The 23,820-nt window shown below is 71.4% G+C and carries 17 protein-coding genes and 1 pseudogene; 10 read left to right on the top strand and 8 right to left on the bottom strand.

The window, feature by feature from the left end:
* The first annotated feature begins 79 nt into the window (after positions 1-79).
* Entirely contained in the window at positions 80-1,813 is a 1,734-nt protein-coding gene (locus ACTWQJ_RS11430) for an ABC transporter ATP-binding protein (protein WP_443306521.1), read from the top strand.
* Positions 1,813-3,741, top strand: coding sequence for an ABC transporter ATP-binding protein (locus ACTWQJ_RS11425; protein ID WP_443306520.1), 1,929 nt, complete (start codon positions 1,813-1,815; stop codon positions 3,739-3,741). The genes ACTWQJ_RS11430 and ACTWQJ_RS11425 overlap by 1 nt, the downstream gene beginning before the upstream one ends.
* A gap of 193 nt (positions 3,742-3,934) precedes the next feature.
* On the opposite strand, the gene ACTWQJ_RS11420 is transcribed toward ACTWQJ_RS11425, so the two are convergent.
* The 5 genes from ACTWQJ_RS11420 to ACTWQJ_RS11400 form a co-directional block, all read right to left on the bottom strand.
* A complete protein-coding gene (locus ACTWQJ_RS11420) occupies positions 3,935-5,251 on the bottom strand; it encodes an RNA polymerase sigma factor (RefSeq protein ID WP_443306519.1) in 1,317 nt (438 codons plus the stop codon).
* 104 nt (positions 5,252-5,355) lie between these two features.
* Entirely contained in the window at positions 5,356-7,254 is a 1,899-nt protein-coding gene (dnaG, locus tag ACTWQJ_RS11415) for a DNA primase (RefSeq protein WP_443306518.1), read from the bottom strand.
* A gap of 38 nt (positions 7,255-7,292) precedes the next feature.
* On the bottom strand, positions 7,293-8,558 hold the full coding sequence (locus ACTWQJ_RS11410) for an NAD(P)/FAD-dependent oxidoreductase (RefSeq protein ID WP_443306517.1): 1,266 nt from the start codon (positions 8,556-8,558) through the stop codon (positions 7,293-7,295).
* Between the two features lie 134 nt (positions 8,559-8,692).
* Positions 8,693-9,991, bottom strand: coding sequence for a deoxyguanosinetriphosphate triphosphohydrolase (locus tag ACTWQJ_RS11405; protein ID WP_443306516.1), 1,299 nt, complete (start codon positions 9,989-9,991; stop codon positions 8,693-8,695).
* 135 nt (positions 9,992-10,126) lie between these two features.
* Positions 10,127-11,029 carry a sirohydrochlorin chelatase gene (locus ACTWQJ_RS11400; RefSeq protein ID WP_443306515.1) on the bottom strand — a complete coding sequence of 301 codons (903 nt, stop codon included), beginning with the start codon at positions 11,027-11,029 and terminating at the stop codon, positions 10,127-10,129.
* A 201-nt stretch (positions 11,030-11,230) separates the two neighbouring features.
* Between ACTWQJ_RS11400 and ACTWQJ_RS11395 the strand changes: the two genes are divergently transcribed.
* Both ACTWQJ_RS11395 and ACTWQJ_RS11390 read left to right on the top strand, forming a co-directional pair.
* A complete protein-coding gene (locus ACTWQJ_RS11395) occupies positions 11,231-11,908 on the top strand; it encodes a SanA/YdcF family protein (RefSeq protein WP_443306514.1) in 678 nt (225 codons plus the stop codon).
* A 103-nt stretch (positions 11,909-12,011) separates the two neighbouring features.
* A complete protein-coding gene (locus ACTWQJ_RS11390) occupies positions 12,012-14,264 on the top strand; it encodes a molybdopterin oxidoreductase family protein (protein ID WP_443306513.1) in 2,253 nt (750 codons plus the stop codon).
* 95 nt (positions 14,265-14,359) lie between these two features.
* On the opposite strand, the gene ACTWQJ_RS11385 is transcribed toward ACTWQJ_RS11390, so the two are convergent.
* Complete coding sequence (locus ACTWQJ_RS11385) at positions 14,360-14,776, bottom strand: gamma-glutamylcyclotransferase family protein (RefSeq protein ID WP_443306512.1); 417 nt, start codon at positions 14,774-14,776, stop codon at positions 14,360-14,362.
* A 161-nt stretch (positions 14,777-14,937) separates the two neighbouring features.
* Here ACTWQJ_RS11385 and ACTWQJ_RS11380 point away from each other — a divergent pair, with 161 nt between their 5' ends.
* Positions 14,938-16,584, top strand: a complete 1,647-nt coding sequence (locus ACTWQJ_RS11380) for a M4 family metallopeptidase (RefSeq protein WP_443306511.1) — start codon at positions 14,938-14,940, stop codon at positions 16,582-16,584.
* Positions 16,585-16,670: 86 nt separating this feature from the next.
* Here ACTWQJ_RS11380 and ACTWQJ_RS11375 read toward each other — a convergent pair whose 3' ends face one another.
* Positions 16,671-17,075, bottom strand: a complete 405-nt coding sequence (locus ACTWQJ_RS11375) for a PIN domain nuclease (protein WP_443306510.1) — start codon at positions 17,073-17,075, stop codon at positions 16,671-16,673.
* Positions 17,072-17,329, bottom strand: coding sequence for a type II toxin-antitoxin system VapB family antitoxin (locus tag ACTWQJ_RS11370; protein ID WP_443306509.1), 258 nt, complete (start codon positions 17,327-17,329; stop codon positions 17,072-17,074). Before ACTWQJ_RS11370 ends, ACTWQJ_RS11375 begins: the two co-directional genes overlap by 4 nt.
* A 362-nt stretch (positions 17,330-17,691) precedes the next feature.
* On the opposite strand from ACTWQJ_RS11370, the gene ACTWQJ_RS11365 reads away from it, so the two are divergent.
* From ACTWQJ_RS11365 to ACTWQJ_RS11345, 5 genes and pseudogenes are all read left to right on the top strand, one after another.
* Positions 17,692-18,366: a hypothetical protein gene (locus ACTWQJ_RS11365; protein WP_443306508.1), complete on the top strand. Its 675-nt coding sequence runs from the start codon at positions 17,692-17,694 to the stop codon at positions 18,364-18,366.
* Positions 18,363-20,501, top strand: coding sequence for a bifunctional serine/threonine-protein kinase/ABC transporter substrate-binding protein (locus ACTWQJ_RS11360; RefSeq protein ID WP_443306507.1), 2,139 nt, complete (start codon positions 18,363-18,365; stop codon positions 20,499-20,501). The genes ACTWQJ_RS11365 and ACTWQJ_RS11360 overlap by 4 nt, the downstream gene beginning before the upstream one ends.
* Complete coding sequence (locus tag ACTWQJ_RS11355) at positions 20,501-22,714, top strand: bifunctional serine/threonine-protein kinase/ABC transporter substrate-binding protein (protein ID WP_443306506.1); 2,214 nt, start codon at positions 20,501-20,503, stop codon at positions 22,712-22,714. Before ACTWQJ_RS11360 ends, ACTWQJ_RS11355 begins: the two co-directional genes overlap by 1 nt.
* Before the next feature lie 246 nt (positions 22,715-22,960).
* Positions 22,961-23,485 (top strand): hypothetical protein, encoded by a 525-nt coding sequence (locus tag ACTWQJ_RS11350; protein ID WP_443306505.1) that lies wholly within the window; start codon positions 22,961-22,963, stop codon positions 23,483-23,485.
* Between the two features lie 59 nt (positions 23,486-23,544).
* Positions 23,545-23,820 (top strand): annotated as a pseudogene (locus ACTWQJ_RS11345) (hypothetical protein); the annotation flags it as partial.

The following is a 23,820-nucleotide window of genomic DNA, read 5'->3' as shown; positions in this document are numbered from 1 at the left end:
AGGTAACGCGGGTGGAGTGTTCGACGATAGGGGCCAGGGGCAACCATCCGCCCCCGACCGCCGACTCCGAGAGACCAGCGTGCTCATACGACTTCTGCGGACCTATCTCAGGCCCTACAAGAAACCCATCACCCTCCTGGTGCTGCTGCAGTTCCTGCAGACCTGCGCCACCCTCTACCTGCCCACCCTGAACGCGGACATCATCGACAACGGTGTCGTGAACGGTGACACCGGTTACATCCTGTCCTTCGGCGCCCTGATGATCGGCATCTCGCTGGCACAGGTCGTGTGCAACATCGGGGCCGTGTACTACGGCGCCCGCACCGCCTCGGCGCTCGGCCGGGACGTGCGGGTCGGCATCTTCGACCGGGTGCAGTCGTTCTCCGCACGTGAGGTGGGCCACTTCGGCGCCCCCTCGCTGATCACCCGGACCACGAACGACGTCCAGCAGGTCCAGATGCTGGTGCTGATGACGTTCACGCTGATGGTGTCGGCGCCGATCATGTGTGTGGGCGGTATCGTCCTGGCGCTCGGCCTGGACGTGCCGCTGTCCGGGGTGCTGGTGGCCGTCGTGCCGGTGCTGGGCATCTGCGTGATGCTGATCGTGCGGCGGCTGCGGCCGCTGTTCCGGTCCATGCAGGAGCGGCTGGACACGGTGAACCGGGTGCTGCGCGAGCAGATCACCGGCAACCGGGTGATCCGGGCCTTCGTGCGGGACGAGTACGAGCAGCACCGCTTCCGGAAGGCGAACGCCGAGCTGACGGAGGTGTCGCTGGGCGCCGGCAACCTGCTGGCGCTGATGTTCCCGATCGTCATGACGGTGGTCAACGTGTCGTCGATCGCGGTGGTGTGGTTCGGGGCCCATCGGATCGACAGCGGCGGGATGCAGATCGGTGACCTGACCGCGTATCTCGCCTATCTCATGCAGATCGTGATGTCCGTGATGATGGCCACGTTCATGTTCATGATGGTGCCGCGCGCGGAGGTGTGCGCGGAGCGCATCCAGGACGTGCTCGACACGTCGTCGAGCGTGGTCCCGCCGAGCAGCCCGGTCCGGGAGCTGCGCCGCCACGGCCATCTGGAGCTCCGCGGGGCCGGGTTCCGCTACCCGGGTGCCGAGGAGCCGGTGCTGAAGGCCGTCGACCTGGTCGCGCGGCCGGGTGAGACGACCGCCGTGATCGGCTCGACCGGCAGCGGCAAGTCGACGCTGCTGGGGCTGGTGCCGCGGCTGTTCGACGCGACGGACGGCGAGGTGCTCGTCGACGGGGTGGACGTACGGACCGTCGACCCGCAGCTGCTGGCCAGGACGGTCGGGCTGGTGCCGCAGAAGCCGTATCTCTTCGCGGGGACCGTGGCGACGAACCTGCGCTACGGCAATCCGGACGCGACGGACGAGGAGTTGTGGCACGCGCTGGACGTCGCGCAGGCGAAATCCTTCGTGGAGCGGCTGGAGGGCGGACTGGACGCCCCCATCGCGCAGGGCGGCACCAATGTCTCCGGCGGTCAGCGGCAGCGGCTGGCGATCGCGCGGACCCTGGTGCAGCGCCCGGAGATCTACCTCTTCGACGACTCCTTCTCAGCCCTCGACTACGCCACCGACGCGGCGCTGCGCGCGGCACTCGGCCGGGAGACCGCGGAGGCGACCGTGGTGATCGTCGCCCAGCGGGTGGCGACCATCCGGGACGCCGACCGGATCGTCGTGCTCGACGAGGGCCGGGTGGTCGGCACCGGCCGGCACCACGAGCTGATGGCGGACAACGAGACCTACCGGGAGATCGTGCTCTCCCAGCTGACGGAAGCGGAGGCTGCCTGATGGCCGGGCCCATGGGGCGGATGATGGCCGGGACCGGCCCCGAGAACCGCACGATCGACTTCAAGGTGTCGGGCCGGCGACTGGTCGGCCGGTTCCGGCCCGAGCGGCTGACGATCTACGCGCTGCTGGTGTGCGTGGTCGTCAGCGTGGGTCTGTCGGTGGTCGGACCGAAGATCCTCGGCGAGGCCACCGACCTGGTCTTCGCGGGCATCATCGGCCGGGAGATGCCGGCCGGCCAGACCAAGGAGCAGGTGCTGGCCGCGATGCGGGAGCGCGGTGACGGTGACATCGCCGACATGCTCCGCAGTACGGACTTCACCCCGGGCGAGGGCATCGACTTCGCCGCGGTCGGGAACGTCCTGCTGCTCGCGCTCACCGTGTTCATGGTCGCCGGTCTGCTGATGGCGGTGGCGACCCGGCTGGTGAACCGGGCGGTCAACCGGACGATGTACCGGATGCGCGAGGACGTGCAGACGAAGCTGTCGCGGCTGCCGCTGTCGTACTTCGACAAGCGTCAGCGCGGCGAGGTCCTCTCCCGGGCCACCAACGACATCGACAACATCGGCCAGACGCTCCAGCAGTCGATGGGCCAGCTCATCAACTCGCTGCTGACCATCATCGGTGTGCTGGTGATGATGTTCTGGGTGTCGTGGATCCTGGCGCTGGTCGCGCTGGTGACCGTGCCGCTGTCGCTGTACGTCGCGACGTTCGTCGGCAAGCGGTCGCAGCCGCACTTCGTGCAGCAGTGGCGCACCACCGGCAAGCTCAACGCGCACATCGAGGAGATGTACACCGGGCACACCCTGGTGAAGGTGTTCGGGCGGCAGGAGGAGTCGGCGCAGCAGTTCGCCGAGCAGAACGAGGCGCTGTACGAGGCCGGGTTCAAGGCGCAGTTCAACAGCGGGATCATGCAGCCGCTGATGATGTTCGTGTCGAACCTGAACTACGTGCTGGTCGCGGTGGTCGGTGGGTTGAGGGTCGCCTCGGGTTCCCTGTCCATCGGTGACGTGCAGGCCTTCATCCAGTACTCGCGGCAGTTCTCGATGCCGCTGACCCAGCTCGCTTCGATGGCGAACCTGGTGCAGTCCGGGGTCGCCTCCGCCGAGCGCATCTTCGAACTCCTCGACGCCGAGGAGCAGTCGGAGGATCCGGTGCCGGGGGTACGGCCGGAGCAGCTGCGCGGGCGGGTGGCGCTGGAGGGCGTGTCCTTCCGGTACGACCCGGAGAAGCCGCTCATCGAGGACCTGTCGCTGACGGTGGAGCCCGGGCACACCGTCGCCATCGTCGGGCCGACGGGAGCGGGCAAGACGACGCTGGTCAATCTGCTCATGCGGTTCTACGAGGTGTCCGGCGGGCGCATCACCCTCGACGGGATCGACATCGCGAAGATGTCCCGGGACGAACTGCGGTCCGGGATCGGCATGGTGCTCCAGGACACCTGGCTGTTCGGCGGCACCATCGCCGAGAACATCGCGTACGGGTCCGCGCGGAAGGTCACCCGTGGGGAGATCGAGGAGGCGGCGCGGGCGGCCCATGCGGACCGGTTCATCCGTACGCTGCCGGACGGGTACGACACCGTGATCGACGACGAGGGGACGGGGGTCAGTGCGGGTGAGAAGCAGCTGATCACCATTGCGCGGGCGTTTCTGTCCGATCCGGTGATTCTGGTGTTGGACGAGGCGACGTCGTCGGTCGACACCCGTACTGAAGTGCTGATTCAGAAGGCTATGGCAAAGCTGGCGCACGGGCGGACGTCGTTCGTGATCGCGCACCGGCTGTCGACGATCCGGGACGCGGACACGATCCTCGTCATGGAGAACGGCTCGATCGTGGAACAGGGCGCGCACAGCGAGCTGTTGGCGGCCGACGGGGCGTATGCGCGGTTGTACAAGGCGCAGTTCGCGGAGGCGGTGGCTGAGGTGGATTAGGGTTGTCGCCCCCTCCGCCCCTTCCCGTCCCGTCCCTGGGGGCTGCCGCCCCCAGAACCCCCGCTCATCGCGCTTCGCGCTCGTCCTCAAACGTCGGACGGGCTGGTTCTTAGCCCCTCCGGCGTTTGAGGAGCGGGGTCTGGGGCGGTGCCCCAGGTCGGGACGGGAAGGGGCGGGAGGGGGCGAAGAAAGCTCAGTCCAGATAGCCCCGCAGCTGGTCCGCGAAGGCGTGGTCCCTCAGCTTGTTGAGCGTCTTCGACTCGATCTGCCGTATCCGCTCCCGGGTCACGCCGAAGATACGGCCGATCTCCTCCAAGGTGCGCGGGCGGCCGTCCGCCAGGCCGTAGCGGAGTTGGACGACCTTGCGCTCGCGCTCGCCCAGTGTCGACAGGACCGCCTCCAGGTGCTCCCTGAGGAGGAGGAACGCCGCCGACTCGACCGGGCTGGCCGCGTCGCCGTCCTCGATGAGGTCGCCGAGGGCCACGTCCTCCTCCTCGCCCACCGGGGCGTGCAGGGAGACCGGTTCCTGGGCGAGCCGCAGAACCTCGCCGACCCGCTCGGGCGGGAGGTCGAGGTGGGCGGCGACCTCTTCCGGGGTCGGCTCGTATCCGCGTTCCTGCAGCATGCGGCGCTGGACGCGTACGACGCGGTTGATGAGCTCGACGACGTGCACCGGGACGCGGATGGTGCGGGCCTGGTCGGCGAGGGCGCGGGACATGGCCTGGCGGATCCACCAGGTGGCGTACGTGGAGAACTTGTAGCCGCGGGCGTAGTCGAACTTCTCGACTGCGCGGATGAGGCCCAGGTTTCCCTCCTGGACGAGGTCGAGCATGGTCAGGCCGCGGCCGACGTACCGCTTGGCGACCGAGACGACGAGCCGCAGGTTGGCCTCTATCAGGCGGCGCTTGGCCATGCGGCCCATGACGACCAGGCGGTCGAGGTCCAGGGCCAGCTGGGAGTCCAGGTCGGGGGCGCTGCCCAGCTTCTCCTCGGCGAACAGTCCGGCCTCGACGCGGCGGGCGAGTTCGACCTCCTCGGCCGCGGTGAGCAGCGGGATACGGCCGATCTCGCGCAGGTACTGGCGGAACAGGTCCGAGGCGGGGCCGCTGGTGTCGATACGACCGGGGGCGGGCGGCTCGACGGGCTCGGGCTCGGGGACTTCTTCTGCTTCGGCGGGGGGATCTGCGGGGGTGACCGTGGGCTCCGCCTCCGCCTCCGTCCTCTTGTCCGTTTCCGGGTGGTGTGCGACACGGCTCTGCGGCGGTACGGCCACGAGCATGTCGGCCTCCGCGTCCGGCTCCGCACCGTCCGTGGTGATGTCGGTCTGGATGAGGGTCTGGGTCTGCACGGGGGCGACCTCCAGGGTGATCGCTGCTGAGGCGTGCGGCAGCGCTGCTCGGGGGGCGGAGTCGGCGGCCTCGCCGCTGTCCGTCCCGTACGCGATGAGGGGAACCGCGGGGGTAAGGGACCCGTGGGGGACGGATCGGCCGCGCTCCGGGGACTCAGGCACCGGAACCCAGTGTGGGGTAAGACACATCTCCGCCACGAGGGGCGTGCGGTGACTTTTTGCGTCCGGGCAGTGACCGGACGGAGACAGCACCCGCGCGGCGGGCCTCAGAGGGCGGCGGCGCCCCGCTCCCGCAACGCCTGGCCGTACTGCTGGAGCACCCACAACTCGTTCTGTACGGCGGCCAGTTGGGCCGGGTCGCCGTTCGTGCCGAGGCGGGTCAGGGCGGACTGGATGTCCTGGATACGGCGGTCGACGGCGCGGCGGCGGACCATGACGAGCTGGTCTCCGGCGTACACCTCGTCGACCGTGCGGCGCATGATCGCCTCGACCGCGAGTTCCGTGACCATGGCACGGACCCGGTCGTCGGGCGCCGCCTCGCGGACGCGGACCAGGTACTCCTGCGGGTCCTGGACCCCGTACTCGGCGCCGCCCGCGTCCAGGATGGCCTGGCGTACGGCGGCGTACGGCGGGGCGGTGAACTCGTCGATGCCGTATGCGTCGAAGGCCGGGGAGACCAACTCCGGGCGCTGGAGGGCGAGTTTGAGGAGTTCACGTTCGGTGGCGTAGACCGGGTTGCGCAGGTTCAGGGCCGGTCCGGAGGGCGTCGGGCGGGCCGCCGCTGCCTCGTACTGCCGGGGGGCGCTGGGCGCCGGGCCCTTGCCGCCCCGGTCGCGCGCCCAACGCGCCAGCTGGGCCACCCGCTTGACCACGAACTGTGTGTCGAGGATGCCGAGCATGCCGGCGAGCTGGACGGCGACCTCGTGCTGGGCGCCGCTGTTCTTGATGCGGGCGACGATGGGGGCCGCCTCGTCGAGCGCGGCGGCCCGGCCCGCGGGGGTGTCGAGGTCGTAGCGGCCGACGATCTGGCGGAGGGCGAACTCGAAGAGCGGGGTGCGGGGTTCGGCCAGGTCGGCGACCGCGTCGTCGCCCTTCGCCAGGCGCAGGTCGCAGGGGTCCATGCCGTCGGGGGCGATCGCGATGTACGTCTCGGCGGCGAACTTCTGGTCGTCCTCGAAGGCCCGCAGCGCCGCCTTCTGGCCGGCCGCGTCGCCGTCGAAGGTGAAGATCACCCGGGCCGATCCGTTGTCCATCAGCAGCCGGCGGAGGATCTTGATGTGGTCGCCGCCGAAGGCCGTACCGCAGGTCGCGATGGCGGTCGTGACGCCGGCCAGGTGGCAGGCCATGACGTCCGTGTAGCCCTCGACCACGACCGCGCGGGACGTCTTGGCGATGTCCTTCTTCGCGAGGTCGATGCCGTAGAGGACCTGGGACTTCTTGTAGATCGCGGTTTCGGGGGTGTTGAGGTACTTCGGCCCGTTGTCCGCCTCGTACAGCTTGCGCGCGCCGAAGCCGACCACCTCGCCGCCGATGTCGCGGATCGGCCACATCAGGCGGCCGCGGAAGCGGTCGATGGGGCCGCGGCGACCCTCCTGGGCCAGGCCGGAGAGGAGTAGTTCTTTGTCGGTGAAGCCCTTGCCACGCAAATAGCGGGTGAGGTGGTCCCAGCCCTGGGGGCTGTAGCCGACGCCGAAGTGGACGGCGGCGGCCTGGTCGAAGCCGCGGTCGGCGAGGAAGAGGCGGCCGGTCTCCGCCTCGGGGCTGGTGGCGAGCTGTTCCGCGTACCACTCCGCGGCGATCTTGTGGGCCTCGACCAGGCGGATGCGTTCGCCGCGCTGGTGGGCGGGGTTGTAGCCGCCCTCCTCGTAACGCAGGGTGATGCCGGCCTGGGCGGCGAGTCGCTCGACCGCCTCCGAGAAGGAGAGGTGGTCGACCTTCATCACGAACGTGATGGTGTCGCCGCCTTCCTGGCAGCCGAAGCAGTGGAAGAGTCCCTTGCTCGGGCTGACCTGGAAGGACGGCGACTTCTCGTCGTGGAACGGGCACAGGCCCTTGAGGTTGCCGCCGCCCGCGTTGCGCAGCTGGAGGTACTCGGACACCACGGCGTCGATCGGGACCGCGTCCCGTACCGCCTTCACGTCCTCGTCGTTGATCCGTCCTGCCACGCGTGAATTGTACGGTGGTGGACCGACAGTCCTGTCGGCTACGGGATGAGGCTGTCCAGCGCTACGTGCGGGTCTGCCAGCGCCTCCGTGTCCACCTGGGCCCTGGAGCGGATCAGCTGCTGGATCGGGTCTGTGACGTCCCACACGTTCATGTTCATCCCGGCCAGCACACGCCCCTCCTTCACCCAGAACGCGATGAACTCACGCTTCCCGGCGTCTCCCCGGATCACCACTTGGTCGTACGAGCCCGGGGGCGCCCAGCCCGAGTACTCCATGCCCATGTCGTACTGGTCGGAGAAGAAATAGGGCACGCGGTCGTACGTGACGTCCTGGCCGAGCATCGCCCGCGCCGCCGCCGGGCCGCCGTTGAGGGCGTTGGCCCAGTGCTCCACGCGCAGCCGGCGGCCGAAGAGGGGGTGCGGGAAGGCGGCGGCGTCACCGGCGGCGTAGATGTCGGGGTCGGAGGTGCGCAGGCGCTCGTCGACCGCGATGCCCCCGCCCTGTGCACGGTCGGCGAGCTCCAGTCCCGCCGCCTCCGCGAGCGCGACCCGCGGGGCCGCGCCGATCGCGGCGAGAACGTCGTGGGCCGGGTGCTCGTCCCCGTCGTCCGTACGGGCCGCCAGCACCATGCCGTCCTGGCCGACGATCTCCGTCAGCCGGACGCCGAACCGGAAACGGACGCCGTGCTCACGGTGCAGCTCGGCGAAGAGGGCACCGAGCTCGGGGCCGAGGACGCCGTGCAGCGGGGTCTGCTCCTGTTCGACGACGGTGACCTCGGCGCCGTACTCACGCGCCGCCGCCGCGACCTCCAGGCCGATCCAGCCGGCGCCGGCGATCACGATGTGGCCGTTGTCCCGGCCGAGGGCGGCGAGGACGCCCTTGAGCCGCTCGGCGTGGGCGAGGCGGCGCAGGTGGTGGACGCCGGCGAGGTCGGTGCCGGGGATGTCCAGGCGGCGCGGCTCGGCTCCGGTGGCCAGCAGCAGCTTGTCGTAGCGGACGACGGTGCCGTCCTCGCCGAAGCGGACCGTCTTCGCCGTACGGTCGACGGCGTCGACGGTCTGGCCGAGGTGCAGCTCGATGTCGTTGCGCGCGTACCAGGCCGGTTCGTGCACGAAGACGCTGTCGCGCTCTTCCTTGCCGAGCAGATAGCCCTTGGACAGCGGCGGACGTTCGTACGGGTGGTCGCGCTCGTCGCAGATCAGTATCACGCGGCCGCTGAAGCCCTCCGCGCGGAGTGTCTCGGCCGCCTTCGCGCCGGCGAGTCCCCCTCCGACGATGACGAATGTCTGATCCGCGTCGACCACTTGATGCCTCCTCTTAAACGTGCCGCCACATGCGAGCGTCCCGCACTGAGCGAGGCGCGGGAAGAGGGGGTGACCCGATCAGGCCACGGAGGGTCACCTTCGAGTCCCTCCAGGTCGCCCCCGTCACATCAGTCTCACAGGTGACCTGTCAGCCTTACGTGAAGCGACCGGGCCGAGGCGTCCGTCAGGGACGCGATCTGGTCGACGATCACCCGCTTGCGGGCGCGGTCGTCGGGGGCCTGGTCGAACAGGGCGCGGAACTGGGGGTCCAGTCCGTCGGGGGCGCGGGCGGTGAGCGCCTCAGCCAGTTCGGCGACGACGACCCGCTGGTCGGCGCGGAGCCGGGTCTGCTCGGCGCGCTGCATGACGTACCGGTCGGCGACGGCCTTCAGCACGGCGCATTCCATGCGGGTCTCGCGCGGGACGACCAGTTCGGCGGCGTACCGGGTGAGCCGGCCGCCGCCGTACGCCGCGCGGGTGGCAGCCTCGGCAGCCAGGCAGAAGCGGCCGATGAGCTGGCTGGTGGCGTCCTTCAGACGGGCCTGGGCGACGGCCGAACCGTCGTAGCCGTGCGGCCACCACTCCTCGTCCAGAAGCCGGTCGAGGGCCTCGGCCAGTTCGGCGGGGTCGGTGTCGGCGGGGACGTACCGGCCGATGGCGACCTCGAACACTGCCTGCCGTTCGGGCTCGGCGTGCAGGAAGTTGGGGTCGAGGTGGCCGGCGTGCAGGCCGTCCTCGACGTCGTGCACCGAGTACGCCACGTCGTCCGACCAGTCCATGACCTGGGCCTCGAAGCAGATGCGGGTGTCGGGGGCCTCCTTGCGGGCCCAGTCGAACACCGGGCGGTCGTCCTCGTACACACCGAACTTCCGGGACGCCGGGTCGGTGGGGTGGGCGCCGCGCGGCCAGGGGTACTTGGTGGCGGCGTCGAGGGCGGCGCGGGTGAGGTTGAGGCCGACGGAGCCCTCCGGGGTGAACCGTTTGGGTTCGATGCGGGTGAGGAGCCTCAGGGACTGGGCGTTGCCCTCGAAGCCGCCGCAGTCGTGGGCGAATTCGTTGAGTGCCTCTTCGCCGTTGTGGCCGAACGGGGGGTGGCCGAGGTCGTGGGAGAGGCAGGCGGCCTCCACCAGGTCGGGGTCGCAGCCGAGGGCTGCGCCGAGTTCGCGGCCGACCTGGGCGCATTCGAGGGAATGGGTGAGGCGGGTGCGGGGGCTGGGGTCCCAGGCCTGACTGCTGGTCCCGCCGGGGGTCACCACCTGGGTTTTGCCGGCGAGTCTTCGCAGGGCGGCGGAGTGGAGGATGCGGGCGCGGTCGCGTTGGAAGGCGGTGCGGCCGGGGCGTTTGTCTTTTTCGGGGGCCCAGCGTTCGACTGACGTCGGGTCGTAGCCGGGGGGTGGGATGTGGTTCTCGTGTTGCTGGGGTGCGCCTGCCATGTCTCGACAGTAAGTGGAGGAGGGGGTGTGTGTGCGCCTACTCGTCTGCCGGGATTCGTCGTCTTGCGGGTGCCGGCTCGTTGTGGTTTCTCGCGCCCACGCGGCGGAGCCGCATATCGATACAGCCCCGCGCCCCTAGCCTGCTGATGCCAGCGCCGGTTCCGTGGTTGCCGTCGTCGCCAGCGTCTGGTCGTAGCGGTGCAGGATCAGGTGGGCCATCAGTGGGTGGGCGCCCAGAGGGGCTGCGGTGATTCCGGGGATTGCGTCGGCGCACTCCTGGGCGAAGCGGCCCGGGGCCGTGAAGTAGGACGCCAGGGCTATGCGGGAGCGGCCACGGGACGTGAGGGTGCGTACGGCCTCCGGGACCGTCGGGGTGGCGGCCGAGGCGTAGGCCGGGAGGACCGGGACTCCCAGGCGGTCGGCGAGGAGGTGGGCCGTGTGGCCGGTGTCGAGGGCCGCGTCGGGGTCGCGGGAGCCTGCGGCGGCCAGGACGACGGCGCTCTCCCTGCGCTCCGCCTCGGTCATGGTCGTGGGCCAGCCCGCCTCGACCAGGCGGGTGTACAGGGTCTCCACCAGGAGGGGGTGCGGGCCCAGCGGGGCGGCCACCTGTGTGCGGGCGTCGGCCGCGGCGGCCATGTCGGGGATGTCCTGTTTGATGTGGTAGCCGCGGCTGAGGAGGAGGGGGACGAGGATCGCCTCGCTGTCGCCGAGGGCGGCCAGCGTGTCGGGCAGCAGGGGCTCGTTCAGTTCGATGTGGCCGAGGTGGACGGGCAGGCCGGGGCGCAGTTCGCGGACGCGTTCGATGAGCGTGTGCACCGTGGCGAGGGTGCGCGGGTCGCGGCTGCCGTGCGCCACGAGGACGAGCGCGGGCCGCGCGGGGCGGGGCGTGCCGTCGCGCGAGACGAGGCTGAGCCGGCTGGCGAGCCGGGTGGTGATCCGGTTCATGATCTGCGCCGTACTGTCGAGGTGGACGCCACCGGACAGCGGGCTGCCGGGGCGGTGGTCGGACTCGTCGTAAAGCGGAAGCGACGCCGTCATGAACCGATCGTGGCGCCACGACGTTGCCGTGCCGTTGCGTGAGCGTCACAGGTCTTTTCCGCAGGTTCACCGTACGGTCCCCCAGGTGTGTGAGGCGGCCCGACCTGCGGTTTCATCGGGTTGGCGTGAGACTGGTCACGCAACCTGAGCACCCGCGGCGGCGTCTTTTCCTGTCGCAACCGACCGAGAGGGCGTCCCGACATGCGCATCCGCCGACCGCGTCTGCCGCGCACCCGTACCGGGCAGCGCCGGCTGGTGCAGGCGCTGATGGCCCTGTGCGTGCTCGCGCTGCTGCCGTCGGCCTGGATGCACGTCGCGACCGGCGACCGGCTGCGCAGCACGGCCGACGCGCCCCGCACCGACGTGGCCGTGGTCTTCGGTGCGGGCCTGTGGAACGGCGAGCCGTCTCCGTACCTCGCCCACCGCCTGGACGCGGCGGCCGAGCTGTACCGTGCGGGCCGGGTCGAGGTCGTTCTGGTGACCGGCGACAACAGCCGCGAGGACTACGACGAGCCGGACGCCATGCGCTCGTATCTGACCCGGCACGGCGTCCCGGACGCCCGGATCGTCAGCGACTACGCGGGCTTCGACACCTGGGACTCCTGTGTGCGCGCCAGGAAGATCTTCGGCGTCGACGAGGCCGTGCTGATCAGCCAGGGCTTCCACATCCGGCGGGCGGTCGCGCTGTGCGAGGCGGCGGGGGTGACGTCGTACGGCGTCGGGGTGGACGAGCGGCACGACGGGACCTGGTACTACGGGGGCGTGCGGGAGATCGTCGCGGCGGGCAAGGCGGCCCTGGACGCCGTGTTCCGGCCGGATCCCCGGTTCCTCGGGCCGGCCGAACCGGGGGTGGAGCGGGCGCTCGCGGAGGCTCGGTGACCTGTCCCTCACGGCGCCCGCACGGCGGCGGGGAGGTCAGCTTCGCGGCCGTGTAACAAAGGGCCGTCACGGCACGTAACACGGCCGAAGCACGCTGAACGGCATGAACAGCACCTCGACGCCCACCCACTGTCCGTACTGCGCCCTGCAGTGCGGGATGAACCTGACGCCCTCGCCGGACGGGGGCGTCGAGGTGTTGGAGCGCGCCGACTTCCCGGTGAACCGGGGCGCGCTGTGCGGCAAGGGCCGTACGGCTCCGGCGGTGCTGTCATCGAGCGTCCGCCTCACTTCGCCGCTGGTGCGCGAGGGGGGTTCCCTGGTGCCCGCGACCTGGGCTCAGGCGCTGGACCGGATCGCCGACGGGCTGTCCTCGATCCGTTCCGCGCACGGGCCGGACGCGCTCGGCGTGTTCGGCGGGGGCGGGCTGACGAACGAGAAGGCGTACACGCTCGGCAAGTTCGCGCGGATCGTGCTCGGCACCTCGCAGATCGACTACAACGGGCGCTTCTGCATGTCGTCGGCCGCCGCGGCCGGCATGAAGGCGTTCGGGCTGGACCGCGGGCTGCCGTTCCCGCTGGAGGACATCCCGAAGACGGGATGCGTGATCCTCGTCGGGTCCAACCCCGCGGAGACCATGCCACCCGCGCTGCGCTACTTCACCGAGCTGAAGGAGAACGGCGGCACGCTGATCGTCGTCGACCCGCGCCGGACGAGGACCGCCGAGCAGGCCGACCTGCACCTCGCGCCGCGGCCGGGCACGGATCTCGCGCTGGCGCTGGGGCTGCTGCACCTGATCGTCGCCGAGGGCCGCACGGACGAGGAGTACATCCGGGAGCGCACGACCGGCTGGGAGGACGCGCGGGCCGCCGCGATGGCGCACTGGCCGGAGCAGGTGGAGCGGATCACCGGCGTGTCCGTTCCCGAACTGCGGGAAGCCGTACGGCTGTTCTGCACGCCGGAGAACGCGATGGTGCTCACCGCGCGCGGGCCGGAGCAGCAGTCCAAGGGCACGGACACGGTGGGCGCGTGGATCAACCTGTGCCTGGCGACCGGCCGCGCGGGCCGGCCCCTGTCCGGCTACGGCTGTCTGACCGGGCAGGGCAACGGACAGGGCGGACGTGAGCACGGCCAGAAGGCCGACCAGCTGCCCGGCTACCGCAAGCTGACCGACCCGGCGGCCCGGCGGCACGTGGCCGAGGTGTGGGGCGTCGACCCGGACTCGCTTCCGGGGCCGGGGCGCAGCGCGTACGAGCTGCTGGACGCGCTGGGTACGGACATCAGGGCGCTGCTGCTGATGGGCTCCAACCCGGTGGTGTCGGCGCCGCGCGCCGCCCACGTGGAGGAGCGGATCAGGTCCCTTGATTTCCTCGCCGTGTGCGATGTCGTGCTGTCGGAGACGGCCGCCCTCGCGGACGTCGTACTGCCGGTGACGCAGTGGGCGGAGGAGACCGGCACGACGACCAACCTCGAGGGCCGGGTGCTGCTGCGGCGCCGGGCGATCACTCCGCCGGAGGGCGTGCGCAGCGACCTGGAGGTCATGCACGAACTGGCCGCCCGGCTCGGGGTGGAGAAGGGCTTCCCGACCGACCCCGAGGAGGTCTTCGAGGAGCTCCGCCGGGCCAGCGCGGGCGGGCCCGCGGACTACTCCGGGATCACGTATCGCAGGCTGGCGGAGGAGAACGGGGTGTTCTGGCCGTGTCCGGCGGTTCCCGACGCGGCGGAGGACCGCGCGGGCGCGGCGCCGGCGTCCGGCGGGGACGCCACGCCCGCTGTGGCGCCGGGCGACGGCGAGGACGCGGCGCTTGCTGTGGCGCCGGACGACGGCGAGGACGCGGCGCTGGACGTGCTGCCCGACGACCCGGCCGCACAGGACGGCACCGACGCCGAGGTCCATCCCGGCACCCCCCGCCTCTTCCTCGACCGGTTCGCCACGGAGGACGGGCGGGCCCGGTTCGCGCCCGTCTCGCACCGGGCGATCGCCGAGGAACCCGACGCCGAGTACCCCGTGCTGCTGACGACCGGGCGGGTCGTGGCGCAGTACCAGTCCGGCGCCCAGACCCGGCGGGTCGACGAGCTGAACGCCGCCGCGCCCGGCCCGTTCGTGGAGCTGCATCCACGGCTGGCGGAGCGGCTGGGCGCGGCCGAGGGCGACCCGGTGGCGGTCGTGTCCCGGCGGGGGCGGGCGGTGGCGCCGGCCCGGATCACCGCGTCCATCCGGCCGGACACCGTTTTCATGCCGTTCCACTGGCCGGGCGAGGGCCGCGCCAACACGCTCACCAACCCGGCGCTGGACCCGACCTCGCGGATGCCGGAGTTCAAGGCGTGCGCGGTGCGGGTGGAGGCCGTGAAGGCGTAGCGGCGTAGCTCACCGTCTGTTCCGGGCCCCATCGCGCACTGCGAGGGGCCCGTCAGTCGATCGCCCGGACCGTCCCGCCAGTTCACCGGCAGCCGTCACCGGCGCCGTGCCCGCCAGTCGCCGCCCTCGATGAGCTTGCCGCGGGCCCGTAGCCGGGCGGCGACGGCGGGTGCGGCGACGTACACCCACGCGCGGACCGCCGCCCCGTCGGCATCCCGGACGACCTCGCGTTCGACCCGCTCGTAGAGGCTGCGCGGGTCGCCCGGCAGGTACTCCTCCAACCGGTCGAGGGCGGCGAGGAGTTCGTCGTAGGCCTCGGGCCGCGCGGTGACCAGGTCGCCGCTCACCGCTCCTCCCGGCTCCTCCACGGCGTACGGATAGCCCGGGCCGTCGTACAGCACCGCGCCGCTGAGGCGGCCGGGTTCCTCGGCGCTCGTACGGCCGCGCAGGAAGAGGTCGTGGTTGGGCTCGCCGGGGCGGAGGGTGCCGTAGACGAAGAACGGGAGTCTCACTCTTTCCCACCTGCACGAGAGCGCTACCGAAGCCTTGCAGGAACGATTCTCACCCCTCACACGGCCTCCTGTAATTGCTCTGGACACGCCATGTCATGACCCCTTAAATCTCGGTCAAGATCAGCGCCACCCCCCACTCAGGCGCGTTTTCAAGGAGACCGATGAGCCGGATACGGCATGTCCGACGTTCCCGTCCTGTCACCGCCGGTGTGGCCGCAACCGCCGCCATCCTGCTCGCCGCGGCACTCTCCCCCGGCGCCGGCGCAGCCGACCGGCCGACCCGCGCGACAGCGATCGAGAACGGGGCGCGGGCCCTCGCCGACCACGCGGCGAGCCTGGGCCTCACCGCCGCCCAGGACACCGAGGTCCGGGACGTCGTCATCGACCAGGACGGCACCCAGCATGTGCGCTACGACCGCACGTACCGTCAACTCCCGGTCCTCGGCGGCGACTTCGTCATCCACCTGACACCGGACGGCACCTACCGCGGCGCGAACCGCGCGACCCGCACACCCCTCTCGCTGACCGGCATCACCCCCACCCTCTCCGCCCCGAAGGCGGCCGACCGCGCGGCGAACGCCCTGCGCGCCACGCACCTCGGCGAGACACTGAAGCGGCTGACGGCCAAGCCGGAGCTGGTCGTCGACGCCCTGCACGGCTCACCGAAGCTGGCGTGGCGCACGAACGCGGTGGCACTGGACGCGCAGGGCAACCCGGTCGCCCGCACGGTACTGACGGACGCCCGCACGGGCGCGCAGATCGACGCCTGGGACACACTGGAGTCGGCCACCGGCGACGGGCGTTCGCTGTACGGCGGGACGGTGCCGCTGTCGACGACGTCGACGGGATCGGCGTACGAACTGAAGGACCCGACGCGCGGCAACACGTACACCGGTGATGCGGCCAACAACGTGGACCTGTGCCTGCTCGGCACCCTCTGTCTGACCCGCGCCCCCGCCACGGTCTTCACGGACGCGGACAACCACTGGGGCGACGGCACGACGACGGACCGCGCCTCGGCCGCCGTGGACGCGCAGTACGGCACGGACGTGACCTGGGACTACTTCAAGAACGTACACGGCCGCAACGGCATCGCGGGCGACGGCAAGGGTTCGTACAACCGCGTGCACTACGGCACCCGTTACAACAACGCCTTCTGGGACGACACCTGCTTCTGCATGACGTACGGCGACGGTGACGGGACGCAGATGGGGCCGCTGGTCTCCCTGGACGTCGCCGGCCACGAGATGTCCCACGGCGTGACGTCGAAGACGGCCGCGCTGACGTACTCGGGCGAGTCGGGCGGGCTGAACGAGGCGACGTCCGACATCTTCGGCACGCTGGTGGAGTTCCACGCCAACAACGCGAACGACGTGGGCGACTGGCTGATCGGCGAGAAGATCGTCCGGTCCGGCTTCGGCCGGTCGGCGCTGCGGTACATGGACAAGCCGTCCAAGGACGGTGTCTCCGTGGACTGCTGGAGCAGCTCGGCGGCCGACCTGGACGTCCACTACAACTCCGGCATCGGCAACCACTTCGCGTACCTCCTGGCGGAGGGCAGCGGCCCCAAGACCATCAACGGCGTCGCCCACAACTCCCCCACCTGCGACGGCTCGACGGTCACCGGGATCGGGCGGGCCGCGCTGGGGGCGATCTGGTACCGGGCGCTGACGGTCTACATGACGTCGTCGACGGACTACGCGGGGGCGCGGACGGCGACGCTGAACGCGGCGCGGGATCTTTATGGGGCGGGGAGTACGGAGTACGACGCCGTGGCGGCGGCCTGGAGTGCGGTGAACGTGGGCTGATCCGAGCATGCGTTCAACCGGCCGCCTCGGAGGGGTACCGGGGCGGCCGTCCGCATGGCTCAGTTCGAACGGCTCGGTCGAATGGCTCAGTCGACAATCCGGCGCACCGGCTGCCCCGTGGCACGAGCGATGGTGTCGAAGTCGGAATCCTGGTGCAGCACAGTCAACTTGTGGTGCTGAGCGGTCACGGCCACCAGCAGGTCGACCGGGCTCGCGCACTGGTGCCAACCGCGGTCGGCCAGGTCCTGCTGAAGCGCCGCGGTGTCCTCCCAGACGCAGTCACGCATCGGGTAGTAGGGGAACGTCTCCCGGAGCAGCCCGTCCGCCTCGTAGTACGCCGGTCGGCCACCGACTGCGCGGAGAAACTCCTGCCGTACGGGCTCACACAGTCCGACGAGGCCGGAACAGACGAGTTGGTCCCACTGCGGCCCGGTCTGACCGCGGTAGAAGCGGATCAACGCGCTGGTGTCGATGAGAAAGGCCTCGCTCACGTCGCGTGATGCTCCGTGTCGGAGGCCGGCTCGGATCCGGAGACGGAGGTGTCCGCGGACTTCTCGATGACCGAGAAGTCGATCTCCCCCTCGGCGACCATCCGGCGCATCCGCTCCACGGCCGCCGCGCGCCGCCGCCTGTCCGCGATCTCCCTCAGCGCCGCGTTGACAGTGTCCTTCTTCGTCGTTGTGCCCAGGTGACGAGCCGCTTCGGCCAGTGCCTCGTCATCGAGGTCGATCACAGTGCGGGACATAGGCGGCACCCTTCGGGGCGTATATACGATCTCAAAAAAAGATATCACGGGGTGGGGATCGTAGACGCCGTGTCAGGGCTGTGCCGGGTGTGTGACAGCTGGGGTACGGCTGCCGTGTGATCGTCAACCGGTCGTTGTGTCACGCCGGTTACCGCTTAGCATCACGGCAGACGCATGGTGAACCGGGGATTCCAGGGGGGCTTGTGGTCGTGATCAGGGAAGCGGTGCGCCTCGGCTGCGCCGTCGCGGTGTGCGGCTTAGTGCTTGCCGGCTGTACCTCCGGTAATGGCGAACCGTCCGGATCGACGCCTGTGCAGAAGGCCGGTGCCCCAACGACTGCAAGTCCGTCGTCGACCGCCGTCGTGGACATCGATCCTGCCGCACTGCCGACGACGAGGGCCCAGGCCGCCGCGCTGATCCGGGACGTCATCGCAGAACCCTCCGCCTTCGGCCCCGGCGCCGTCCGCCGGTCCCCGTACGAGAGCGACTCGCGGCGCTGGCCGGTGCTCGGTGACGACTGTGTCTGGCACCAGCAGGCGCTCCCGAAGGACGTCCTCGCCACCTTGACCCGCTCCTACGAGATACCGGCGAGCGGCGACCGGGGCCCGCTCCGGCTGAGCGCCGTCGTCACGGTGCACCGCACCCCCGAGCAGGCCGACTGGGAGAGCGCCGAGGTGCTGGAGGAGATGATGCGCTGCCCCACGCAGCAGCTGCGCTCGGACGAGATGATCACGTCCCTGAACAATGTCCCGAGCTCCTTCGGTGAATCCGGGAACGAGTACGCCGATGACGCCCTCCTCGAGCTCGGGGAGTACACGGGGGCCGACGTCGGCGGTCCCCACCCGTACCTCTGGGAGCAGACCCGTATCGGCCAGTTCACCCTCGCCGTCTCCGCCAAGGGCGCCAAAGGCTGGTCCCGGGCAGATCTGTTCGACCGGCTGCGGGATCCGCACGTCGGCATGCGCTCCCGCCTCAGGGCCGCGATCGAGCGGGACACACCGCAGCCGAGCGGCAGCACGAAGGGCGGCCGCCGATGACCGAGAAGCTCACCCCCTCCGACCCGGCCCGCATCGGCGGTCACCGGCTGCTCGCCCGGCTCGGCGCCGGCGGCATGGGCGTCGTCTATCTCGGGCGTGCCGAGTCGGGGGAGCTGGCCGCCGTCAAGGTGATCCTGCCCGAGTACGCCGACCAGCCCGAGTTCCGCGCGCGCTTCCGCCGCGAGGTCGCCGCCGCCGGGGGCGTGGACAGCCCCTGGGCCGTGCCGGTCACCGGCGCCGACCCGGACGCACCCGCGCCCTGGCTCGCCACCGCCTTCGTCCCCAGCCCTTCGCTCGCCGAGGCCGTCGCCACCTGCGGTCCGCTGCCGCCGCACGGTGTGCGCGTCCTCGGCCGGATGCTGGCCCGCGCCCTGACCGCCGTACACGACGCGGGGCTCGTCCACCGCGATGTCAAGCCCGGCAACGTGCTGCTCGCCGTCGACGGCCCCCGCCTCATCGATTTCGGCATCGCCCGTGCCCCCGAGGAGACGGCGCTCACCTCGGCCGACATGGTCGTCGGCACACCCGGCTTCCTTGCCCCGGAGCAGGCCCAGGCGCAGCCCGCCTCGCCCGCCAGTGATGTCTTCGCCCTCGGCTGTCTCCTCTCCTACGCCGCCACCGGCCGCCCGCCCTTCGGCACCGGTGCCGTGGACGCCCTCCTCTACCGCACCGTGCACGACGAACCCGACCTCGACGGCGTCCCCGACGACACACGCGCCTTCCTGGAGCGCTGCCTCGCCAAGGATCCGGCCGCCCGGCCCACCGCCCGCGAGGTGGACGAGACGCTGGTCGAGGACACGCCCCACGACACCGTCGACTGGCTGCCCGACGCCGTCGTACGGCTCATCGCGGACCGCTCCGCCGCGATGCTCGCCCTCCCGGACATCGAGGCGACGGCCCTCGATGCGACAACGGACGGGCAGCCGACGGAAGTTCCGACTCACGCGCCTCGTCCCACCAGCCGCCGCCGTTTTCTCCTGCTCGGCGGCGGCGCGGCCCTGCTTGCTGCCGGCGGCGGTGCCGCGCTCTGGGCCGCACAGCGCGACGACGACCCCGCGCCGACCGCCTCGTCCGGCGCCCGTCGCTGGATCCTCGGCGTCCAGGCCGACCTGACAGGCCCGCAGAAAGCCATCGGACAGGCCCAGGAGCGCGGCATCCGGCTGGCCGTCGAGCAGTTCAACTCCCGCAAGGACAAGCCCTTCACCCTCACCCTCAAGACAGTCGACGACCGGGGCGATGCGACCCGCGCCGCAAAGGTGGCCCGCACCCTCGCCGCCGACCGCGACCTGCTCGCCGTCATCGGCTCGACCGGCGACGAGACCACCGGGGCGAGCCTCGACAGCTACGACGAACAGCTCGTCCCCCAGCTCACGGCCTCCTCCGCGCAGTCCGTGTACGGCATCGCGGAGCCCCGCCACTTCCTCCAGGCCGTCCCCGGCTACACGAACCTGCCCGGCACGGCCGCCTACTCCCTCCACACCCAGGGCGCCCGGCGCGTGGGCGTGCTCATCGACCGCGACGGCGGCATCCCGGCCTGGCAGCTCGGCGACACCATGTTCAAGAGCCTCGGCGTCCTCAAGATCGCCGGCGAGCCGCGCGTCGTACCGCGGCTGGCCGAGAACCTCGCACCGGTGGTTGCCGAGATGGTCGCGGACCGGCCGGACGGCTTCGTCTACACGGGCACCCCCGCCCGCGCCGCGGCCGTCGCACGCGCCCTCGCGCAGACGGACTTCGACGGACTGCGCGTGCTCGGCTACCCGGCCGCCGGCCAGGAGTTCCTGACCGCCGCGGGCACCGCCGCCGACGGCTGGCAGGTCTTCGCCCCGTACATCGACCCGTCGGCCGCGCCCGTCCGCACCTTCGCCACCGCCTACCGCAAGCGCTACGGCTCCGCACCCCCGTACTGGGCGGCCGAGGCGTACGACGTGGCCCGCATGGTCATCACCCGCCTCACCGAGGCAGGCGGCCGGCCGTCCCGGAAGCGGCTGTACGGCCTGCTGGCGAAGGGCACGTACAAGGGACTCGTCCGGACGTACGCGTTCGACGAGAAGTACCAGTGGCTCGACGGGTACGAGATCTTCCGCTACGAGGTGAAGGGCGGCCGGTACTCCTACGCGGGCAAGGTCGACCTCTGATGCGGCCCCTGACTGCCGACGACCCCGAGGACATCGGCGGGCACCGGCTGCTGGCCCGGCTCGGCGCGGGCGGCATGGGCGTCGTCCACCTCGCCCGGACGACAGGCGGGGCGCTCGTCGCGCTCAAGACGATCCGCGCCGAACACGCGGCGGACCCGGCCTTCCGCACCCGGTTCCGGCGCGAGGTGACGGCGGTCCGCGGACTGACCGGGCCCTGGCTGGTGCCGGTCGTGGCCGCCGACACGGAGGCCAAAGAGCCCTGGCTGGCCACAGAGTTCATCCCCGGACCGTCGCTGGTCGAGGCCGTCGACGGCTTCGGCGCGCTGCCCGTCGCCGCCGTACGGACCCTGGGTTCCCGGCTGGCCGATGCGCTCACCGCCGTCCACGCGGCGGGAGTTGTGCACCGCGATGTGAAACCGGGCAACGTCCTGCTCGCCCTGGACGGCCCTCGCCTCATCGACTTCGGCATCGCCCACGCCGCGGGCGCCACCGCGCTCACCGCACCCGACGCCGTCGTCGGCACGCCCGGCTTCCTCGCACCGGAACAGGCACAGGCCCGCGCCGGGGAGGTCGGCCCGCCCAGCGACGTCTTCTCGCTGGGCTGCGTCCTCGCCTACACGGCCTCGGGCCGACGCCCGTTCGGCACCGGATACGCCGCGGGCGTCCTCTTCCGTACGGTGCACGAGGAGCCGGACCTGGCAGACGTCCCCGGCGAGCTACGGGCTCTGATCCGGGCCTGCCTGGCCAAGGACCCGACCGAGCGGCCGACAGCCGCCGAGGTCGCGGCGGCGCTCCGTGACCCGCGGGTCTCACTCACGCGGGGAATTCCCGAGGCCCAGAAGGAGCACTGGCTGCCGCCCGCGGTTCTCCGCGTGGTCGCCGAACGCTCCGCACGAGCGCTGGACGTGCCCACCCCCGGGCGCCCCACACGGCAACCAGCGGGCGACGACACGACCGCCGGCCCGGCGCCGTCGCACCCGCAGGACGCCCGCCCTCCGACCCGACGGCGCGTGCTGCTGATGGGGAGCGCGGCGGCCTCCGTGGTCGCCGTCGGCGGCGGGGTCACCGCCTATCTGGCGGCCGGGCGAGGGGGCACCGGCGGCTCGGGCGGCGCCCTTCCCGTGCACACCCTCGGCTTCCAGGCCGACCTCAGCGGCGCGCACAAGGCGGAGGGCGTGGCGCAGGAGCGCGGGGCGCGGCTCGCCGTGGAGCAGCACAACGCGCGCGCGGGCATCACGTTCCGCCTCGCCCTCGACACCGTCGACGACCGGGGCGAAGCGGCCCGCGCCCAGCAGGCGGCCCGGCGCTTCACCGAGGCCAGGGTGAGCGCAGTCCTCGGCCCCGGCACGCTTTGCGCGGCGCTCGCCGCCGGCCCGGTCTACGAGGACGCCCGCACGGCCATGGTGCTGATCTCTGTCGACGACGACAGACTCATGCGGTTGAATCCGCGCACCCTGCGGGTCACCCGGGCGCCCGAGTCCTACCTTTCGGTACCGCTGAGCTGGTATCTGACCCACGTACAACCGCTCGACCGCATCGCCGTCATCGACGACCAGGCGGCGGGCCGGACGGGATCGGCTCTCCTCAACCGGCTCTCGGAGAGGCCGCCCAGTGAGGGCACGACCAACGCCTACCCCGTGGCGGCCGACAGCGACGACTTTGCTCCCGCCGTCCGCGCCGCCCTCGCCGACAAGGCGCAGGCCGTCGTCTTCAGCGGCACATCGCCCGAGCGTGCCGCACGCTGCGCCCGCGCACTCGCCGACGCGGGCTTCACCGGACCGCGCCTGGGCACCTGGCGCATCATGCGCCCGGCCTTCCTCCAGCAGGCCGGAGCCGCGGGCCAGGACTGGCTGTTCGGCACCCCCTTCACCGACCCCGGCAGCGTGTCCGGCGCCTTCAGGACGGCCTACCGCGCGAGGTACGGCACGGCCCCAGGGCGCTGGTCCCCGGAGGCGTACGACGCCGTGGGACTGGTCACGCGCACCCTGGAGAGACTGGGCGGAAAGGCCGACATCGAACCGGGGGCCGTGGCCCAGCACCTGTTCGACGTCATCTACCGGGGACTCGCCAAACCCCTCAGCTTCACCACCGGCAGCACCGGCACCAGCACCCTGGACCCGAACGCAGGCGCGTTGTACTTCCTGTTCCAGGCAGAGGGGAAGACCTTCCGCTTCCTGGGACCCTACGACCAGGTCAAGGGCTCAAAGCCCTGAGCATCAGGCCGCGTACCGCGAGGCTCGTCACCCGTTCACACCTTCACCGGACGCCCTTCGGGTTCTTTTCCGCCGCGGGCCCATCGCACGCCTGTGACCTGCCGAAACGATGGTCACTACGGCTCGTGGACGCGTCCAGCGACACCCATTTATCGTATTTTCTGACAGGCGCTCAGGAAGCGGGCTCGCCCCGGTGCGGATTTCCTCGGAAGTGCAGGGGCCCGATGAGCTCGAAGGAGCATGCCGATGCGACGTACCGCCCGTCTGCTGACCGGTACCGCGCTCGCCGTCGCCACCGCGGGCACGCCGTCCGCCCCCGCGTACGGTGCGGAAGGCGGCCGGCTCGAGGTGTATCCCTCCACCGTGGTGCCGGGCCACGACGTCACCGTGAACACCTCGGCCTGCGGCGACGACGGTATGGCGGAGGGGGACGCCACCGCGGTGGGTGCCGGGACCTTCACGCTTGCCCCCGGCACCGACGAGGACGAGGGCGACGAGATCGGACGCTTCCGGGTGCCGCCGAGCGCGCAGCCGGGGACGTACGAGATCGTCGTGAAGTGCACCCAGGGCGCCTCGGAGGTCCGCGCCGACCTGGTGGTCATCCTCTCCGCCGCCGGTCAGGCGTACCCCCGGGGAAGTGTGAAAACGGGGGTCGGCGGCGCCCTGGGCCCCGACCCCGTACAGACCGCGGCCGGCGTTGCGGCTCTCGCTGTCGCCGCTGCGGGCGGTACCTGGCTCCTGCATCGCCGGGCGAGAGGCGACGGGATCTGACGGACACCCTCCGCTGTCCGTCCGCCGGTACCGCAAGTCCCCGCCCCCCTCCGGGTCCGATGCCCCTCGCGGCCCGGAGGGGGACCGGGTCAGGCCAGGAGGCTCGTGTGCGCAGAGTCGAGAACCCGGGGAACGCCGCGATAGCGGCCGTCACCACCGTCGCCCTCTTCTCCGGTGTGTGGCTGCTGAGCAGCGGCGCCCGGACGAACGCCCCGCCGCAGCCGTCGGCCGCCCAGGCACACACCGGCCAGACCGTACGGCAGTCCGCGGCGCCCGCGCTGCCGCCGTCGCCGCCGGACCGCATCCGCATCCCCGCGATCCGGGTGGACGCCCCC

The organism is Streptomyces sp. KR55, assembly GCF_052245645.1.
Taxonomy (GTDB): domain Bacteria; phylum Actinomycetota; class Actinomycetes; order Streptomycetales; family Streptomycetaceae; genus Streptomyces; species Streptomyces flavusporus.
This window is presented reverse-complemented; position numbering and strand designations above follow the sequence as displayed.

Bases quoted from the DNA above. Each gene is read 5' to 3' on its own strand.
- ACTWQJ_RS11425 (WP_443306520.1), top strand. From the start codon at position 1,813: ATGGCCGGGCCCATGGGGCGGATGATGGCCGGGACCGGCCCCGAGAAC.
- ACTWQJ_RS11405 (WP_443306516.1), bottom strand. From the start codon at position 9,991: ATGGCAGGCGCACCCCAGCAACACGAGAACCACATCCCACCCCCCGGC.
- ACTWQJ_RS11400 (WP_443306515.1), bottom strand. From the start codon at position 11,029: ATGACGGCGTCGCTTCCGCTTTACGACGAGTCCGACCACCGCCCCGGC.
- ACTWQJ_RS11395 (WP_443306514.1), top strand. From the start codon at position 11,231: ATGCGCATCCGCCGACCGCGTCTGCCGCGCACCCGTACCGGGCAGCGC.
- ACTWQJ_RS11390 (WP_443306513.1), top strand. From the start codon at position 12,012: ATGAACAGCACCTCGACGCCCACCCACTGTCCGTACTGCGCCCTGCAG.
- ACTWQJ_RS11380 (WP_443306511.1), top strand. From the start codon at position 14,938: ATGAGCCGGATACGGCATGTCCGACGTTCCCGTCCTGTCACCGCCGGT.
- ACTWQJ_RS11370 (WP_443306509.1), bottom strand. From the start codon at position 17,329: ATGTCCCGCACTGTGATCGACCTCGATGACGAGGCACTGGCCGAAGCG.
- ACTWQJ_RS11360 (WP_443306507.1), top strand. From the start codon at position 18,363: ATGACCGAGAAGCTCACCCCCTCCGACCCGGCCCGCATCGGCGGTCAC.
- ACTWQJ_RS11355 (WP_443306506.1), top strand. From the start codon at position 20,501: ATGCGGCCCCTGACTGCCGACGACCCCGAGGACATCGGCGGGCACCGG.
- ACTWQJ_RS11350 (WP_443306505.1), top strand. From the start codon at position 22,961: ATGCGACGTACCGCCCGTCTGCTGACCGGTACCGCGCTCGCCGTCGCC.